Raw genomic sequence first — 19233 nt, 5'->3', positions numbered from 1 at the left:
GTTTGCCAGCTTCGCTGGGCAAACAAAAAAGCCCCTCGTGAACATCACAAGGGGCCTTCGAGGTATTATGCAGACAAGTAACGATCTTGGTATTCGTTACGTAACGATACATACCATGGCTCTTGAATTGGCCACCACCAAAGATTGGCAAGATCTTGTTGGCTGTAAGAGTCTTGGAAAAACTGTTTCGTTTCGGCAGGTAATAGTGCATCTGCCCCTTTTGCAGTAGAGTTATAGCCTGTTGCTTTAACAAACATTGCGCCGGCTTCTGGCGTGTAATACCAGTTAATGAATTCATAAACCGAATCCACATTGTTGGCATTTTTAGGAATAACAAATCCTTCCATCCATGCCAATGCACCCTCTTTTGGTGCACCATAAGCAATTGCCTCGCCTTCAGAGCGTAATTTAAACGCCGTGCTGTCCCAAGTTTGACCAATGGTTGCACCATTCGTGCGGAAGGCACCTTGCGCTTCATTTTCAGTTGACCAAAACTGAGCAATTGCCCCTTTATGCTCAACCGCCACTTTTAAGATAACGTCAAAGTTAGCGCGCATCGCTTGTTCATTTTTGTAGGATTCCAATAATGGATAAGGTAACTTACCGGCTTTTTCTAACCACAAACCAATACCGACAAGAGCCGAATGGCCACGGACAGTAACGCCACCAGCATTCTCAGGCAACCAAAGATCACCGTAGCTTAGCTCTTTGCTGATTTTGGCATCATTCTTATTGTAAGCAATGGCCTCTGTACCCCAGTCGGAAGGAGCAAAATAACGCTTACCGTTCACAACACCACCGACATCCGATCCAGATAAAGCACTTTCTAAGCAGCCGTCCCAGTTGATTCTTTTCACATCAAGAGGCTGAACCAAATCATAATCCACATACCCAGGCACTCGGTCGACCGTTGGCATAATAATATCGAAGCCCGTACCATCCGTTGCCCGCAACGAGTTCATCAACTCATCATTTGTGCCATAAGGAGTAAAAGTCGCATTAATACCAGTTTTCGCTTTAAAGTCTGCTAGCATTTCATCGGTAATGTAACCAGCCCAAGCATAAATACGTAACTCTTTATTCGCAGCAATGGCTCTATTGATAGAAAATGGAGCAGCGGCAACAGCACCTGCAATGGAGGCACCTTTAACAAACTGACGACGAGAAAGGGTCATTCTTGAACTCCTTTGAGTTTATGATTTTTAGTGATTCATGAAAAAACGTTTGACGCTCAAAACACACTTTTATTAAACACTCGTTTAATATCCTTTTAAATTTAATACAAAATAATGACGAAAAAGTGACCATGGAAGTTTTTTTTATCCATTCAGAATGTTTCGCGATACGTAAGGCGCTAAAAGTCAAAAATAAGGCGCTTTTGGACCATTAGACCAATACCGATCAAACGCTCTCCACTCAACATCTAATACCAAGACTGTCATATTTTTGTCATCTACTCCTATTAAGGTAGTCCCATTTCCAAAATAATGTAAACAAAGTAGGTTCTGGATTGAAAATCTCCCATGTGACTCGCACGACGACCATTAGTTATTTCATTATTGCGGGTATGCTCATCGCCCTGCTGCTTTGGAGCCTAATGAAATTTCGTGATGCTTTTGAACAAAGCGATGCCTATACACAAGTTTGGTCCTATTCTTCCATCGATTTAAAACAGCTTATAGAAGGGTATTTATCTTCTGGAGAAGCATCCACATTGCAAACAACGGAAGCCTTTATTCAAACAAAAATTCGCCCAGCATTAGGCACATTACCAAGCGACATCAGAGACCCAATTGAACAACAACTCACAGAAATAGAAAAAAGCCTTCAGTCGGATATAAGAGCGGCCGGAAAATTATCCGCCAACCCTTTTGCTCTCATCGAGAACAATGAACGGCAGACGTTATTATCACTGGACGAAGCCACTGACAAAATACAGTCTTACCAAGTTCAGACCGACCTCCAGACCGCAACCCCTTACCTAGCAAGTCAAGCCAAACTGTATGCTGACTTGATTCATGTAAGCAGCGCAAGAAACGAATTTTTAACCAACAGTACAGCAGAAAACCATGAACGCTTAAAACAAGCTGTACAGCTTTTTCAATCCCACATCAAAGACTTCAGCAATTTGCCTATACTGACACTGATCGGCGAAGAAAGTAGCAGTGCCAATGATGACCTCTCCGCACTAATGGGCTGGTCAACAGACACAGAAGATACAGCGCAAAAAGTAGATCCTTTAGAAGAAGCCAAAGCTGAACTGCACTCTTGGTCTGACCGATACTTAAAAGACGTAGACGTGAGTCTCATGGTGATTAAACAAGCCGTCGCAGCACAAGATAAAATACGCTCGCAAATAAAACAGCTTGAAGCCACCCTAAAATCGGGTACGCAAAACATTCAGGAAAGTGCTCAGGCCACACAACAACAAACCTTACTCGCCTTCTCTGTCTTTGTCATACTCATGATACTGACCACTGTTTCTGTGCATATTTTCCAAAATAAAGTTGTCGTAAAAAGTGCGAGAGATTTATACACCGCGGTGAAAGAATTAGTGGAGCACCAAAATATCAGCACATTAAAAGTGGGGAAGAATAAAAATGAATTATCAGATGTTGCCCACTATTTAAACCGCTATTTAGAGCAGATAGCGGTTCAACGACAACAAAGAGACACCGAGCTTAGCAATATATCGCTTTCGCTTAATGACATGCTCAATGCCTTTGGGCAGGTACACGAGCTAAGTATGGCTTCACGCCAAGAACTTGACGACACATTAAACATGTCCAACCAAGTCGAAACCTTAGCCAATAAAGCTGAAGTCCGCGCTCAAGAAGTTGCCAGCTATGCGGCGGACACTAATACTGCCATGACGCACAGCGTGAACCAAGCTGCGTCATTGGCTGTCGCAAACCAAACGACAATGGAACGCTTAGCCAACAGCAATAATGCCTTAGCTAATTTAGCGGCCTCAGTATCAAGCGCCTCTTCAATTGTAGGCGGCATCAAAGACATTTCAGAACAAACCAACTTGCTGGCGCTAAACGCTGCCATTGAAGCTGCTCGTGCAGGGGAACATGGTAGAGGCTTTGCTGTCGTTGCTTCTGAAGTGCGCACCTTATCCAGCCGGACCCAGCAATCATTAGAAGAGATGACCGAAATCTTTTCCTTACTCACTTCCGCCACCAGCCAACTGAAAACTAACTTAGAACTGATTCAAAGCGCCTCAACGGAACAAGTCAGTTTGACGCAAGCCCTTGGTCAATCGGCACAAGAAATCTTAGAAAAATCTAAGCAGTCTACCCATTTAGCGAAAAAAGCAACGGGGTATGCGGCAGAGCAAAAATTAGGCATGAACAAACTCAATACGGCCGTTGTCAAAGTTCGAGAGCAGGCCAATGAGTCTGAAGCTTTTATGTCAAATGTCACCAACAACATTAAGCAAAAAATTCAAGATATCACCACTACACTGGGTATCAGCTAGCCTCTACACAAAGCCGGTTACTTAAGCCTAAAATAAAAATCCAGCCTAAGCTGGATTTTTTTTCTCACACAGTCATAACAAATGACTAAAACAATACTCGAGCTTTTATCGTGCCATCGACTTCTTTCACTTTTTCAAGCGCAAGTTCGCCAGCGGCAGCGTCTACATCCATGACCATGTAGCCAAGTTTCTCGGTTGTACGAAGATACTGGCCTGTAATGTTAATGTTGTTTTCAGAGAAGATCGCGTTGATCTTAGAAAGCACACCTGGACGGTTTTCATGAATGTGAAGAATGCGATGATTATCTGCTTGAGCAGGCAAAGCCACTTCTGGAAAGTTAACTGCAGCGGTTGTGGTACCAACATCAGAGTATTTAATCAGCTTCTCAGCGACCTCAATACCAATGTTTTCTTGCGCTTCCATCGTACTACCACCGATATGAGGCGTTAGAATAACATTGTCCAAACCACGCAATGGTGAAACAAATTCCTCATCGTTGCCTTTAGGCTCAACTGGGAATACGTCGACCGCAGCGCCACCTAAATCTCCAGATTTAATGGCATCCGCCACCGCGTCTAGATCCGCTACCGTACCGCGTGAAGCATTAATGAAGATAGAACCTTTCTTCATTTGAGACACTTCTTTCGCACCGATCATCATCTTAGTGGAATTTGTCTCTGGCACATGCAAACTGATAATGTCACTGGTGGACAGTAATTCTTTCAGGCTCTTTATTTGACGCGCATTGCCTAATGGTAATTTCGTGACGATATCGTAAAAGCACACTTCCATGCCTAAAGATTCAGCCAACACGCTCAACTGCGTTCCTATGCTGCCGTAACCAATAATACCCAAACGCTTACCACGAGTTTCGAAAGAGCCCGCAGCAGATTTAATCCAACCACCACGATGACACGCTGCGTTTTTCGCAGGAATGCCTCGAAGCAACAGAATTAACTGACCAAGAACCAACTCAGCCACACTGCGCGTATTGGAGTATGGCGCGTTGAAAACAACAACACCCTTCTCGCTGGCGGCATCGAGATCCACTTGGTTCGTACCAATACAGAAACAACCAATGGCAACCAGTTTATTGGCATGTTCTAAAACCTCGGCCGTTAACTGAGTACGAGATCGAATACCGATAAAATGCGCTTCCGAGATTTTCTCAATAAGCTCATCTTCTGCTAGTGCTGTTTTGTGGTATTCAATGTTGGTATAGCCTGCGTCATGCAATGCATCCAATGCTGACTGATGAACGCCTTCTAATAACAAGATTTTGATTTTGTCTTTGTCTAGTGAGTTATTACTCATGGCTCGTTCGACTTCTCTTTGGTGGTGGGGGAAAAAGTTTGACTATATTAACACAGAATAATGTGTAACCTAACGCTGCGACAGGAATGTCTTTCATTATCAGAAGAACAATCCTCATAGCCGCCTCGTCTCATTACAGGCATTGTGTGTCTGATTCATTAAACCGCTGTCTTTCTCTGCAAATACACACCCGTCTCCACATGATGTGTGTACGGAAACTGATCGAACATGGCATATCGAACCACTTCATGCGTGCTCGACAAAGCCTCTAAATTCGCTTTAAGCGTCTCTGGATTACAGGAGATATAAAGAATGGCGTCAATCTTACGAATCAGTTCAACCGTGGCATCATCCAAACCGGCTCGCGGTGGATCAACCAGCACCACAGAGGGCGTCAGTTCACTCACGCCCGCCTGAAGTAGGCTCTTAGGCAATTCAACGTCACCGTTCAAAGCGGCAGACACGTCTTCACTGGCCATTTTTACCACTTGAATGTTGTTCATACCGTTAATCGCGACATTCAGTTGTGCCGAATTCACCGATACTTTAGATATTTCTGTGGCAACCACGCGATCAAAACGACGCGCCAGAGGAATGGAAAAATTACCATTACCACAGTACATCTCTAACAAATCTCCTGATGCTCCTTTGGTAACATCCAAAGCCCATTCAAGCATCTTTTCGCTGATACCAGCATTGGGTTGCGTAAAACTGTTTTCCACTTGCTGATAGTGAAATTTACGACCGTTAACCGTCAACGTTTCCATCACAAAGTCACGCGTGATAATTTGCTTTTTCTTACGACTGCGACCAATAAAATGGCACGCTGGAAAAGCCTCATTTAACTGAAGCGCCGCCGCATTCCATTCTGCATCAATCGGCTTATGGTAAAGCAGACTGATTAAGGCCTCGCCCGTCGTGGTCGTTAAAAAATCCACTTGGAAAAGCTTATGGCGTAGCACAGGTATATCACGAACAGCATCGAGCAGTTTGGGCATCAACTCATTGATAAGGCTCGATGCGGCCAAAAACTGATCCGTTCTAATGGGGGTTCTCGGATCAGCAGAGTCAAACATAGCGTAATATAAATCATCGCCTTCATGCCAAATACGGAACTCAGCGCGCATCCGATAATGAGACGGCTGACTCGCAAATACTTCCATCTCAGGCAATGACAAAGTCGCCATTAATTTGGCTAATTCAGCTTGCTTTTCTTGCAGCTGCTTTTGATACATTTCTGGTTGGATTTGATCCGGTCTCATAGCTGATACTCTTGGAAGCGATCGATACTGATTAAGCGCGGCATTATACGAGTTCCCCGCATACAAATCTAATCGCACACCACCATACCGTGAAATTAACCAACCAAATTAATGAAGGTATTTAGGCCCAAGTAAAATAGCTAAGGATAATGTGAGCGAAAATGTTCCCTCATAATCCTCATCAGCCTCATGAGTAAATTGAGGAATAACCTGCCCTATGAGCCAATCCTTATACAAGAGACGCTCATATTGCACATTATACAAAACACTATCTGGCTCAAGAGAATGCTCACCGGACTGCAAAAAACTGACTTGATACTTTACGCGATTTCTCTCGTTTAATCGTTGCTGTATAAAAAAGTTTTCACGAGCGTAAAACAACCCCTCTTTATCAAGCCAAGTGATACCAAAGTCCGTCCCTAAATCGAGAGTAGGAGCAACGACATACCCCAAACCGATACCATAACGTGCGCCAATGCCTTTAGAATAATAAGCAAAAGCCTCTTGCTTCTGCCACCACTCCCATTTGTCTATCACGTCACCCTGCTTAAGGCGCACACGTATAAAAGGATCAAGCGGAAAATCAACACGGATACCCGCATCAACATCCAAACCTATGTCGTCTTCTATATAGCGAACCGCAGCCGACACGCTGGATTTCAGTGCCGAATCGATCAAAGTATTTTGCTGAGATGACTCTCCACGCAAACTTTCAGGCGCTAAAGAATCCGGTTCTGATTCAACGATCAAGCGCAAACGATCCTGAGTATTCGGTAATTTCAATCGTGTACGAAAGTCAAAAAAACCCGTACTTTTGTCTTCGTTAAAAATGGACCCAAAACGAATCTGTACGTTACTATCGGATTGCTGTGGGCTTTGGCTACCAGATAGAAACGTATCAATATTTGTTGACCAACTGCCAATTGTTTCTGAGAAAGATTCATGAGAATCAAGCCACCACGGAGCTTGATCTTCCTCACTATACTCTGCCTCAGTCGCTTGGACAGTGTCATCTTCAGCCGAAAACGCCAATAAAGGCCAACAGACGACGAAACAAATTGTCATCCTATAGCCCTTACCCAGTAACATAAACTTAGTTACCCTTAAGCATTTTCTGGATCATAAGAGAGGAATTTTCAGCCGCCACTTTTAGATACTCTTCGAAGCTTTGAGGCGATTCCTTACCCGCGATGTCAGACAAAGAACGCACCACCACAAACGGCGTAGCAAACTTAAAACAAACCTGTGCTACCGCAGCGGCTTCCATTTCGACAGCAACCAATTCTGGAAACATTGCACGCACCTTATTGACTCTTTCAGGGTCGTTCATAAAACTGTCACCTGTGCCAATCAGACCCACTTTCGCCTTCACTTGAGTCACTGACGTCAAGGCTTGTTTAGCTTGATTAACCAGCTCCATGTCAGCGGGATAAGTCGCAGGCATATTTGGCACTTGCCCCATAACATAACCAAAAGCGGTAACATCCACGTCGTGATGAACAACCTGGTCAGAAATAACCACATCGCCAACCTGCAATTCAGGATCAAAACCACCAGCAGAGCCAATATTGATCACATACTCAGGCTTAAACTGAGAGAGCAATAAGGTAGTAGACACCGCCGCATTCACTTTACCGATACCCGATTTCAACAAAACAACGTCTTTGCCTTCAAAACGTCCAACAAAAAAATCACAGCCAGCAATAGACTGTTCACGAACCTCTGTCATCCACGCTTTGATCACAGCGACTTCTTCGTCCATGGCTCCAATTAATCCAATTACACTCATTTATTGCTCCCAATATTTGTCTTTTGTTGCATAACTTTTTCAGTAAATAATCTTATCTGGTCAACAGAGTAAGGCCACGGCATATCAAAAAATGACACATTATCCGGCATTTCAGGCCATTGCTGTAAAGAAAAAATTTGAACTTTTGGAAAAGCGGACTGAATCGCCAGTAAAAGCCTTGAAGGCTGAGGCTCCAGTAATACAATGGTCGCTTCAGCATGATACGACAAGACAACCTGATAATGAGAAAGATCTGCCAACCACTGGGTAATCACACGATGTTTTTCTAACTCAGTATACCAAATCGCTTTTGTGACTCGACTGCCGCCAATCATAACCCAAGAACGCCCTTTCTCGCTTGAGCGAATAGGTAGTATGCCCTCTCGTGCACAGGCTCGAACCAACACTTGATGCAAACTATAATCAAAAGAACACCCCTGTAAGGTAAAAACATGAGCATTCACCTCCACTGGCAAGGTACTGTTAAGCCATACAAGCGGAAGATCATCGCGGTTGTATTTTAACTGCAAAGCACGAGTCATATCGGATTGTGCATTAATATCTTTATCACAACCAATTAATACAGCATCAAACCTTTGCATCGTACTGGACTGAGTAAAGAAGCTATCAGTTGATACATATTCTTCAACGTGTGTGCCCAACCGGATCAAGGCCTCTTTAATGGCTTTTGCGTTTGGGTAATCATTCGCTACCCAAGCAACGACTTTATCCGCTACTAGCGAATGAAACTCTGCACTCTGCCCCTCTTCCCCCACCAACAAATTCAATTGAACTGCATTGTTTTGCAGGATTTTTTGCTGACCACCAAGCGTTGCCAGTAACACCTTAATCATCCAATAAAAGAGCGGCCTAAACGCCATATCATTCATCGCAATCATTTCCAGTTCGGAATCGTAAAAACGCACAGTGAGGCGCCTTTCAGCCATATCATTTGACATGACCATCATGAGCAAGACTCGTATCAGGCTTCTGAAGCAGGTGTCCACTGCAACCACTTTTGCGCCCGCTTCAATGGAGCAATCTAATAAGGCTCGGTTTGCTTCAACGCCCATCGCGGCCATCACACGCGCACTCTCTTGACTAAATACCTCACCTATTGGCAAATAAACCACATCACTTTCCACACCATCAATGTCATCTAATACAGAAATCAATAAAGCAAGCCAACCCTGAAGATGCCTGGCTTCCAACGGCCCAGGCAAAGTAGACAGATACCCTAGCTCATTTAAAATCGCATCTGTATCCACTTTTCTTTGCACTACAGAAGACAATGGTTGCAGTTGCGCCAATTGCCACGTCAAACTCGTCTCTTGTGTGACATTTCGGCCCACCAGCAACAAGCCACGATAGTCACTCTCATTCTGGAAGGAATAGGCACGCCATTGGTATATTTGGCTCAAATTATTAATCGTCAAATCAAAAACCACCCCAAGACCGCCCTTTAGTGCCTCCTGAATAGGTTGATGACAAGAAATAGGCATGAAATCAAATAAGGTCCTAGATTTATCGGCATCGGGGAAAAGGCTTTTGGCCTCAACATTGATTAATTCAACTTCCGCCACCTCATTACAGAAAATAACAGCACTGTGTACTGATTCAGCAAGCAGGGTAAACTTATGTTCTTTTGCCCTGATAAAGGCCTTATATTCATTACTTTGTAACTGTATAGGCTGCAGTTCAGCATAAGGCAGCAGAGTGTCTTCTCGACGATAAACAATGCGCTCTAAGGGAGAAAAAATTAACTGTCGAATCAAACGCAGCAAAAGCAAATAACAACAGAACAAGACGCAACCAACCGCAAGGATCAAAGGCAGAGCACGGCTCAGCGTCGCAGAAGAAAGCGTATACTTTTGCAGGATGTCCAATTGCAAATCGGCTTGCACAGGCGAGACTAAAGGCAAACGCGAATGCAGTACTGTGCCAGATAAATCCACCCCCACTTTATGCTCTTCAAGCAAGATCCGGTTATGCTCACTATCATAGACACTCACGGCACTTACTTGAGCACTTTCAAGCAATTCGTTCGCCAATGTGAGATTATCGTTTAACGAAATAAAACCATATAAAAAACCAATGTTTTCCTGCGCTGCTGAAACCAACCGCTTTTTATAGATCAGTAGAATAGAATTATCTTTGGTAACAACAGACGCCCATTTATTCATCAGCCCCGCTTCTAAAACGGAATCAAAATCGACCTTTGTGAATAAACGAGCCCTTGGGTCCATCGAGTTTTCACCATTTACCCACTCAATGTAGAAAAAATCCAACCCCCCAAAAAACAACACTTCATGATGGCTAAATAATAAATCCAGCTCTCGCCCTGAAGCATAGTTGCTTAACGAAAGATCTTGGCCGATGAATTTCATCTCGTCTTCCGCACGAGCCAAATAATCATTGAACGTTTGTTCGACCATACGATGCTTTAGCGCAAGGTTTGTCTCTAAAGCCGACTGATGCAAACGATCGATAAAGTACAAAATCGCAAGAGCAATGGCCACAAAAACCACACAGATTAGTATGAATGCTTTTTGCCGAAAACGACGGCGTAAACTAAAGGTTACTTCTGCCATAATTCCACCGAATAATGATGGGCTTGTAGCATCATTAAGCGCAAACTCTCTGAATCTAGCTCAGCGGGCATCAGCGTGGCGTTAGCCACATAAAGGTTGGGCATATTTCTTCCTTCAAGATCTAATTTAATCGCCTCAGCAACCGCAATGGCTAAATCGTCCTTCATAAACAAAACACTCACTTTCACCCGACGACTTTCTAAGTCAGCCAATCCGCTTAACGTCACCCCCCAAGTATTCGTTTGTGTTAATAAATGCTCCCCTGAGGTTTGCAAGGCGGCCACCACGCCTTCAGAAATGCCCTGAGCACAACTGAAAATAAAATCGGTATTGCCTTCCTTCAAAAGCGTCTTTGCCGCGACAAAGGCTTCCTGCTTATCATCTGGCACCTCTAAAATACGCTCAACACGACGTTTATACTTCTGCATCTCATCCAAAAATAAGTCACAGCGCACATAACCAAGGTAGCTAGGTGGTAAAATCAATGCTGAGATTCTTGCTCCTGCGGGCAATTGGCGATCGAGATAACTTGCCAACATCGAGGTTGCTTTCTTTTGATCAAAACCTATGTACATCAGTGGCGGATGATTTATCCAATGCGTTAACGGTGATGCGAAATTATATAAAATCACTTTGGGTTTACCAGAACGAAGAAAACGCTCCAAAAATCGTCGCTGCACAGACCCCAATTTTGTTACCACCACATAATCTGGTGACGAATCCGTTATCTTAAGGTAAGACGTCAGATCACCGTCCCACTCAGACTTATCCGTATACGTATCTAAGCGATAGTCTATGTTTAACTCTCGCATACGTTTTCTAAAGGCGACCAATAAAGATCTATTTTCTATCGAATCAACGTCACCGAATAGCAGCAAGGCAATGCGTACAGCGTTTTTTTGAGAAACCCGAATGGGACTGGGAGGAGAACTGACAATCGTTGAAAATTGCTCGGCTAAAGGGCCCTGTCTGGGGATTAACTGATAAAAATCACGGCTGTCCATTAAATCAAGCGCCATACTCGCCGCTTGCGTTGGCGGCACCGCACAGCCCAAAGTCACCCATACAACAAAAGCACACAGTCTTCGCATTACTGAATCCGATAAAACATCATAGAAAAACAATTCTAACCAAGTTAACGAACTTTGGTGATGACGGAAACAAGAAACTGCCAACAAGTACAAAAAATGTACCTAAAAAGACCCAAATACCGAAAAATAAGACGTTTTGATAAATTTTAGACATAAAAAAAGCCGACATAAAGTCAGCTTTTTTTAAATTTGGTGCGGAAGGAGAGACTCGAACTCTCACGCCGTGAAGCACTGGAACCTAAATCCAGCGTGTCTACCAATTCCACCACTCCCGCAAGGAATGGCGAGCATTATAGGTAATTGAATTTTCCGGTCAATAGTTTTTTTACTTTTTTATTAAAAAAATCAAAAATAATTTCCCAGACCTATTTGCTCACCATTTTATTACGCATCAAGCATTTGCAAGCCTGACTTAAAAAACACGACCACCAGAATATTCACCACGCTCATAGCGCACAGCCATCTCTTCCAAATCCATAGTATGGATACGAGAAGCTTGACCAGCAGAACCAAAGGCTTCATAACGGTCAATACATACCGCTTTCATCGCTTTGATACTTTCCGTCAAATACTTACGCGGGTCAAAGTTGCCTTTGTGCTCCGCCAAACTACGACGAATCGCACCAGTTGCCGCCAGACGCAAGTCAGTATCGATGTTAACCTTACGAACACCGTAACGAATCGCTTTAACGATTTCGTCAATCGGCACACCGTACGTTTCAGGAATGTCACCACCAAATTCATTGATAATAGATAACCAATCCTGTGGAACCGAAGACGAGCCATGCAATACGATATGAGTGTTTGGAAGTAACTCAACGATTTTCGCAATACGCTCAATATCTAGAATGTCACCGGTAGGTGGACGAGTAAACTTATAAGCACCATGGCTAGTACCAATTGCCACAGCTAACGCATCAATACCAGTAGCATTAACAAAGTCTACCGCTTCTTGAGGGTCTGTTAGCATTTGATCATGAGAAAGTGTGCCTTCAGCGCCCACACCATCTTCTTCCCCAGCTTGACCCGTTTCTAGAGAACCCAAGACGCCCAACTCACCTTCTACAGAAACGCCACAAGCGTGTGCGAATTCAACCGTACGACGAGTAACATCAACATTGTACTCATAAGTCGCTGGTGTTTTACCATCAGCCATCAAAGAGCCGTCCATCATAACAGACGAAAAGCCCAACTGAATGGAGCGTTGGCAGATAGCCGGAGACGTACCATGATCCTGATGCATAACAACAGGAATATGTGGGTAATCTTCAATCGCGGCCGCAATTAAGTGACGCAAAAAGTGAGATCCTGCATATTTACGAGCACCAGCCGATGCCTGCATGATAACCGGTGAGTTCACTTCATGAGCCGCTTCCATGATTGCCTTTACTTGTTCCATGTTATTCACATTGAAAGCAGGCAAACCATAACTGTGTTCTGCTGCATGGTCGAGCAATTGGCGCATACTGATTAAAGGCATAAAAGGTTTCCTCTGACAATTTGTCTTGTTTTGTATTTATAACGTTTGGAGTTACGGTGTTAGTTAACTCTCTGTATTTGTAATCATGGCTTGTTCGCACAGACCATGTGGCTTACGCCTTATCGTTATTGTCATACCCGACTGACATCGAGTAGGTCACTCTCTAGTTTTGTTTTCACCAACACTGCTTTCAGTGCAACTCACATCAAACTTCAAACAGTGTTAGTAAAGTAGGCTTTTCGCCTTTTATCATTTATGTAGTGCTTTAGAACGATCTTTGCCGTTCTTTAATACTAATTTTGCGCTCGTGACTCTAACATCGCAACCGCTGGCAACACTTTTCCTTCAACAAACTCTAAAAATGCGCCGCCGCCAGTTGAAATATAGGAAATTTTGTCTGCAAGACCGTATTTATCAATCGCCGCTAATGTATCTCCACCACCCGCCACTGAAAACGCATCACTGTCAGCAATCGCCTGAGCAATAACTTCTGTGCCTTTAGAAAAGTTATCAAATTCAAAGACACCGCATGGACCATTCCAAAGAATGGTTTTGGCATTTTTTAGAATATCAGCGAGCACTTGGGCAGAATCCGGACCTAAGTCCATAATTTCTTCATTATCAGCCACTTGATCGACCGGCTTAATCGTTGCAACCGCCGTTTCTGAAAACTCTGTTCCCACACGAACATCCGTCAACTCAGGAATATCCAAATCAGCCATCAGTTTTTGAGCTTGAGGGATTAAGTCTTTTTCATGCAATGACTTACCAACATTGTAGCCACGAGCGGCAACAAACGTATTAGAGATACCGCCGCCCACAATAAGCTGATCACATACTTTAGACAGTGATTCTAATACCGTTAATTTAGTCGATACTTTTGAACCACCCACAACAGCCACCAAAGGACGAGCGGGATTATCAAGCGCTTTACCCAACGCTTCTAACTCTGCCGCCAATAATGGACCAGCACACGCCACAGGTGCGTATTTAGCAACGCCATGGGTTGATGCGTGAGCACGATGAGCCGTACCAAATGCGTCCATCACAAACACATCGCACAAAGCCGCCATTTTTTTCGATAGGGCTTCATCGTCTTTTTTCTCACCAAGATTAAAACGCACGTTTTCAACCAAGACAAGTTGACCCGACTCAACCTCAACGCCATCCAGCCAATCTTTGACGAGTGGCACATCTTGCCCTAATAAAGTAGAAAGGTGTGTAGCAACAGGTTGAAGAGAAAACTCTTCTTCATATTGTCCTTCTGTTGGGCGACCAAGATGAGACATCACCATGACTTTCGCACCGGCCTCTAGCGCCAGCTTAATGGTTGGCAAGGCAGCACGAATTCGCGCGTCGCTGGTCACTTTTCCATCTTTTACGGGCACGTTTAAGTCTTCACGAATAAGCACGCGTTTATTCGTCAAATCCAAATCTTTCATATTCATTACGGTCATGTACGATGTCCTCGTCGTTTTAACGTCTGATGTCTCGATCCAAATTTGATTGCTCAATCACACCAGCCCAATACTTAGCCACATCCAACATACGGTTAGCGTAGCCCCATTCATTATCAAACCAACACAATAACTTCACCATACGCTTATCAATGACTTGAGTTTGCGTACCGTCTATGATCACAGAACGTGGATCATGATTAAAATCTACTGACGCATGCGCTTCTCTAGTAAACCCCATGAGCCCAGCGTATTTCAAATGAGCAGCGTGTTCCAACTGTGTATTGATTTGTTCAACCGTTACGTCGCGCTCGGTACGCAAAACCAAATCAATCACAGAAACATTTAAGGTCGGTACACGGACCGCATTACACCCCATCTTTCCGTCAAGTTCAGGCATCATACGAGTAATACCTCTTGCTAAACCAGTATCGACGGGAATAATAGAGCTCAATGCAGCACGGGTCAGACGTAAATCTTTTGTATGATAGCCATCAATCACTGGCTGATCATTCATCGCCGAATGAATGGTCTGAGTCATACCATGCACAACGCCACAAAATTGCTTCACAATGTCCAATACAGGAATCAAACAATTTGTCGTACAAGAAGCAGCTGACACAATACGATGCTCTGCCTGTATATCATGATTATTAAAACCATACACAATGGTCGCATCCACATCCGCAGCAGCGGGTTGAGAAAGCAATAATCTTGGCACACCCGCATTGAGATAAGCTTGCGCCCCATCTCTACCAGAAAAACTGCCAGAACATTCAAGCACCATGTCTAATGCGAGAGACGACCAGTCCAATTCATCAGGCGTCGCACAGGAAAAGCACAAAATGGCATCATCACCAATAAGTAATGCATTACCTTGAGTCGAAACAGGTTGAGGGAAACGGCCATGAGTCGTGTCATAGCGCGTAAGATAACTGATTGTCTCAATGTCAGACAATTCATTGATAGCAACCACTTGAATGTGATCGCGGTAGCCGTTTTCATACAAGGCTCTTAATACCGAACGCCCGATACGACCATAACCATTGATAGCGACTCGCAACATAGTCCTACTACTTCATCGCAAAGAAAGTCATCCAAAAAAGCATCACTCTCCGCCTAATAAAAGGAAAAAGAGGCGCGCAAGCGCACGCCTCTTTTCTTAGCAAACAAAACCCTTACGCGGCAAGAATTTTCTCAGCCGTCGCAACCACATTGTCTACTGTAAAGCCGAAGTGTTTCAACAAATCGCCGCCAGGTGCAGACTCACCGAAAGTCGTCATCCCCACCATGGCACCTTCGAAACCAACGTACTTGTACCAATAATCCGCATGTGCCGCTTCGATGGCAACACGCTTAGTCACACTGCTTGGCAACACAGACGCTTTATACGCCGCATCTTGTGAGTCAAATACGTTTGTTGATGGCATAGACACCACGCGCACTTTTCTGCCCTTCGCTGTCAACGCTTTCGCTGAGTCCATTGCAAGACCCACTTCAGAGCCCGTTGCAATTAGGATAAGATCTGGCGTACCAGCACAATCCTGCAACACGTAACCGCCTTTTGCGACGTTCGCCAATTGCTCTGCATCACGTGCTTGCGCAGGCAAGCCTTGACGAGAAAAGACTAATGACGTTGGGCCATCACGACGCTCAATGCCCGCTTTCCATGCCACCGCAGTTTCTGCCGCATCACATGGACGCCATACAGACATGTTAGGTGTCATACGTAAGTTAGCAAGCTGCTCTACTGGCTGGTGAGTCGGACCATCTTCACCCTGACCAATCGAATCATGGGTGTAAACAAATAGGTTCTGAATACCCATCAACGCTGACATACGAACCGCATTACGCGCGTACTCCATAAACATCATGAAGGTCGCGCCGTAGTTAATAAAACCACCGTGCAAAGACGCACCATTCATGATGCCACTCATACCAAATTCACGCACCCCGTAGTAAACATAATTACCGGCTGGGTCGTCTTGAATACCTTTTGAACCAGACCAAAGCGTTAGGTTTGAGCCGGCAAGATCGGCAGAACCACCTAGCAATTCTGGTAACATAGCGCCAAAGAAACCAATCGCATTTTGCGACGCTTTACGGCTGGCGATGCTTTCGCCTTTGTCTTGGCATTCTTGGATGAAGGCTTTTGTTTTCGCGTCGAAATCCGCAGGCAATTCGCCTTTAATCACACGGCGTTCAAACTCGGCTGCCAGCTCAGGATAAGCGGTTTTATACGCTTCGAACTGAGCATTCCATTGCGTTTCACGTGCAGAACCTGCTTCTTTTGCGTCCCAGCCAGAGTAAACATCAGCAGGGATTTCAAAAGGTGCATAAGGCCAACCTAGGAACTCACGCGCTGCTGCGATTTCTGCATCACCTAGTGGTGCACCATGGCAATCATGGCTACCCGATTTATTCGGTGAACCAAAACCGATAATGGTTTTGCAGCAAATCAAACTGGGTTTCGTCGTTTCGGCTTTTGCCGCTTCAATCGCTGCTTTAATCGCTTCTGGATCATGGCCATCTACGTCAGCAATAACGTGCCAACCGTAAGCTTCAAAACGTTGTGGTGTATTGTCTGTAAACCAACCTTCAACATGACCGTCGATGGAGATGCCATTGTCATCCCAGAAGGCAACCAGCTTGCCTAGACCCAACGTCCCCGCCAATGAAGCGGCTTCATGAGAAATACCTTCCATCAAACAACCATCGCCAAGGAAACAATAGGTATTGTGATCTACAATCTGGTGGCCTTCGCGGTTAAATTGCGCGGCTAGGGTTTTCTCAGCAATCGCCATACCTACCGCGTTACTGATACCTGCGCCCAACGGACCTGTTGTGGTTTCTACGCCATCGGTATAGCCGTATTCCGGATGACCTGGTGTTTTAGAGTGAAGTTGACGAAATTGTTTTAACTCTTCGATTGGCAGCTTGTAACCAGACAAATGCAGTAAAGAGTAAATCAGCATAGAGCCATGGCCGTTTGACAACACAAAGCGATCACGATCTACCCATTTTGAATTATTGGGGTTGTGCTTTAAAAAGTCATTCCATAGCACTTCAGCGATGTCTGCCATCCCCATTGGCGCACCTGGATGGCCTGAGTTAGCTTTTTGAACAGCATCCATACTCAAAGCACGTATGGCGTTAGCAAGTTGTTTGCGAGACGGCATGGTTATTCTACTCCTGATAGCTTAACGAACAATAGAAGAAACATTCTCTACGGGATAGAGCCACCATGCAATGCTGACCCCATCATTACGCCCAAACATTGGGCAGAGAAAATGAAAATACACATAAATCGGCACCATCGTAACAAAAAAAACGACCTTTGCCTCATTAAAATCTGCAGATCGGGTTGATATTTAAACAACTCTAGTCCATCATTTGACCCACTAAAAGCGTCGATTTGTTTCGGCTTGCGGACGCTATATAAATTCAGCTAAACAGAAGCAATATCACCTGTTTAGCTTTTTTGAAATATAAACATTGCTAAGCGGGTTTTTTTATACCTATTTAGCGCTTATCCATCATTTTTGATAGAGGCACTAAACATGTCAGAATATTCTTTATTTACTTCAGAATCTGTTTCTGAAGGCCACCCAGACAAAATCGCCGACCAAGTATCCGATGCTATTCTTGATGCCATCTTGGCTGAAGACCCAGAAGCGCGTGTCGCTTGTGAAACTCTAGTCAAAACAGGCATGGTATTGGTAGCCGGTGAAGTGCGTACTAATGCTTGGGTCGATATTGAAGAAATCGCCCGCGGCGTTATCCGTGAAATCGGCTACAACAGCTCAGACATGGGCTTCGACTGGGAATCTTGCGCTGTCATGAATGCCATCGGCAAACAATCTGCCGACATCGCGGTCGGTGTTGACGAAGCCGGCGAACACGAACAAGGCGCAGGCGACCAAGGTTTGATGTTTGGTTTCGCCACCAACGAAACCGACGTATTAATGCCAGCGCCTATCACTTACGCACATCGCTTAGTTCAACGCCAAGCAGAAGTGCGCAAAAATGGCACACTTGACTTTCTACGCCCAGATGCAAAAAGCCAAGTCACCTTCCGTTACGACGAAAACGGCAAGCCCTGCGCGATCGATGCCGTGGTTCTTTCAACGCAGCACAGTGCGGCCGTAAAGCAAGCGGACCTTCGTGAAGCGGTTATGGAAGAAATCATCAAGCCGGTTCTTCCTGCAGAATGGTTATCTAAAGAGACAAAATACTTCATCAACCCAACGGGCCAATTCATCATTGGTGGACCAGTGGGCGATTGCGGTTTAACGGGTCGTAAAATCATCGTTGATACATACGGCGGCATGGCGCGTCACGGCGGTGGTGCCTTCTCCGGTAAAGACCCATCCAAGGTTGACCGTTCTGCAGCCTACGCGGGGCGTTATGTGGCGAAAAATATCGTGGCAGCGGGTCTTGCAGACAAATGCGAAATCCAAATCTCTTACGCCATCGGTGTGGCTGAACCAACGTCTATCAGCATCAATACTTTTGACACAGGCAAAGTCAGCGATGCGGTGATTACACAGTTGGTGCGTGAACACTTTGAATTACGCCCTGCCGGCTTAATTAAAATGCTCGACCTAAAACGCCCAATTTATCTACCAACAGCGGCGTACGGTCACTTTGGCCGTGAAGGTGAAAACTTCACTTGGGAAAAAATCGACAAAGCAGACGCATTACGCAAAGCCGCTGGTTTATAATTTTCTGATTTTCCGTTATAAAGCCTTCTGCTGCCTAAAT

13 protein-coding genes and 1 tRNA gene are annotated in these 19233 nt (G+C 44.7%); 2 read left to right on the top strand and 12 right to left on the bottom strand.

Annotated features, from left to right (window positions below):
* Window positions 1–65 precede the first annotated feature (65 nt).
* Complete coding sequence (locus DKT73_RS07985; RefSeq protein ID WP_111638034.1) at window positions 66–1175, bottom strand: extracellular solute-binding protein; 1110 nt, start codon at window positions 1173–1175, stop codon at window positions 66–68.
* A gap of 335 nt (window positions 1176–1510) precedes the next feature.
* Between DKT73_RS07985 and DKT73_RS07980 the strand changes: the two genes are divergently transcribed.
* Entirely contained in the window at window positions 1511–3484 is a 1974-nt protein-coding gene (locus tag DKT73_RS07980; protein ID WP_232827815.1) for a methyl-accepting chemotaxis protein, read from the top strand.
* Window positions 3485–3569: 85 nt separating this feature from the next.
* On the opposite strand, the gene serA is transcribed toward DKT73_RS07980, so the two are convergent.
* The 11 genes from serA to tkt form a co-directional block, all read right to left on the bottom strand.
* Window positions 3570–4799 carry a phosphoglycerate dehydrogenase gene (gene serA, locus DKT73_RS07975; RefSeq protein WP_111638032.1) on the bottom strand — a complete coding sequence of 410 codons (1230 nt, stop codon included), beginning with the start codon at window positions 4797–4799 and terminating at the stop codon, window positions 3570–3572.
* Window positions 4800–4957: 158 nt separating this feature from the next.
* On the bottom strand, window positions 4958–6061 hold the full coding sequence (trmA, locus tag DKT73_RS07970; RefSeq protein ID WP_111638031.1) for a tRNA (uridine(54)-C5)-methyltransferase TrmA: 1104 nt from the start codon (window positions 6059–6061) through the stop codon (window positions 4958–4960).
* 108 nt (window positions 6062–6169) lie between these two features.
* The gene (locus DKT73_RS07965) at window positions 6170–7126 is read right to left on the bottom strand and encodes a hypothetical protein (protein ID WP_232827814.1); all 957 of its coding nucleotides are present in this window, start codon (window positions 7124–7126) and stop codon (window positions 6170–6172) included.
* Between the two features lie 28 nt (window positions 7127–7154).
* Window positions 7155–7850: a 5'-methylthioadenosine/S-adenosylhomocysteine nucleosidase gene (mtnN, locus tag DKT73_RS07960; protein WP_111638029.1), complete on the bottom strand. Its 696-nt coding sequence runs from the start codon at window positions 7848–7850 to the stop codon at window positions 7155–7157.
* Entirely contained in the window at window positions 7847–10441 is a 2595-nt protein-coding gene (locus DKT73_RS07955) for a LuxQ periplasmic sensor domain-containing protein (protein WP_111638028.1), read from the bottom strand. The genes mtnN and DKT73_RS07955 overlap by 4 nt, the downstream gene beginning before the upstream one ends.
* A complete protein-coding gene (locus DKT73_RS07950) occupies window positions 10429–11532 on the bottom strand; it encodes a type 1 periplasmic-binding domain-containing protein (protein ID WP_111638027.1) in 1104 nt (367 codons plus the stop codon). Before DKT73_RS07950 ends, DKT73_RS07955 begins: the two co-directional genes overlap by 13 nt.
* Before the next feature lie 190 nt (window positions 11533–11722).
* Window positions 11723–11807: transfer RNA gene (locus tag DKT73_RS07940), tRNA-Leu, on the bottom strand.
* A gap of 137 nt (window positions 11808–11944) precedes the next feature.
* Window positions 11945–13012 carry a class II fructose-bisphosphate aldolase gene (gene fba, locus DKT73_RS07935; protein WP_111638025.1) on the bottom strand — a complete coding sequence of 356 codons (1068 nt, stop codon included), beginning with the start codon at window positions 13010–13012 and terminating at the stop codon, window positions 11945–11947.
* Window positions 13013–13305: 293 nt separating this feature from the next.
* On the bottom strand, window positions 13306–14469 hold the full coding sequence (locus tag DKT73_RS07930) for a phosphoglycerate kinase (RefSeq protein ID WP_111638024.1): 1164 nt from the start codon (window positions 14467–14469) through the stop codon (window positions 13306–13308).
* A gap of 19 nt (window positions 14470–14488) precedes the next feature.
* Window positions 14489–15535, bottom strand: coding sequence for a type I glyceraldehyde-3-phosphate dehydrogenase (locus DKT73_RS07925; protein ID WP_111638023.1), 1047 nt, complete (start codon window positions 15533–15535; stop codon window positions 14489–14491).
* Window positions 15536–15647: 112 nt separating this feature from the next.
* Window positions 15648–17648: a transketolase gene (gene tkt / locus DKT73_RS07920; RefSeq protein WP_111638022.1), complete on the bottom strand. Its 2001-nt coding sequence runs from the start codon at window positions 17646–17648 to the stop codon at window positions 15648–15650.
* Between the two features lie 381 nt (window positions 17649–18029).
* Here tkt and metK point away from each other — a divergent pair, with 381 nt between their 5' ends.
* A complete protein-coding gene (gene metK / locus DKT73_RS07915; RefSeq protein WP_111638021.1) occupies window positions 18030–19193 on the top strand; it encodes a methionine adenosyltransferase in 1164 nt (387 codons plus the stop codon).
* Window positions 19194–19233: the final 40 nt, after the last annotated feature.

The sequence above is a fragment of the Marinomonas shanghaiensis genome, assembly GCF_003259175.1.
Classification (GTDB): Bacteria; Pseudomonadota; Gammaproteobacteria; order Pseudomonadales; family Marinomonadaceae; genus Marinomonas; species Marinomonas shanghaiensis.
This window is presented reverse-complemented; position numbering and strand designations above follow the sequence as displayed.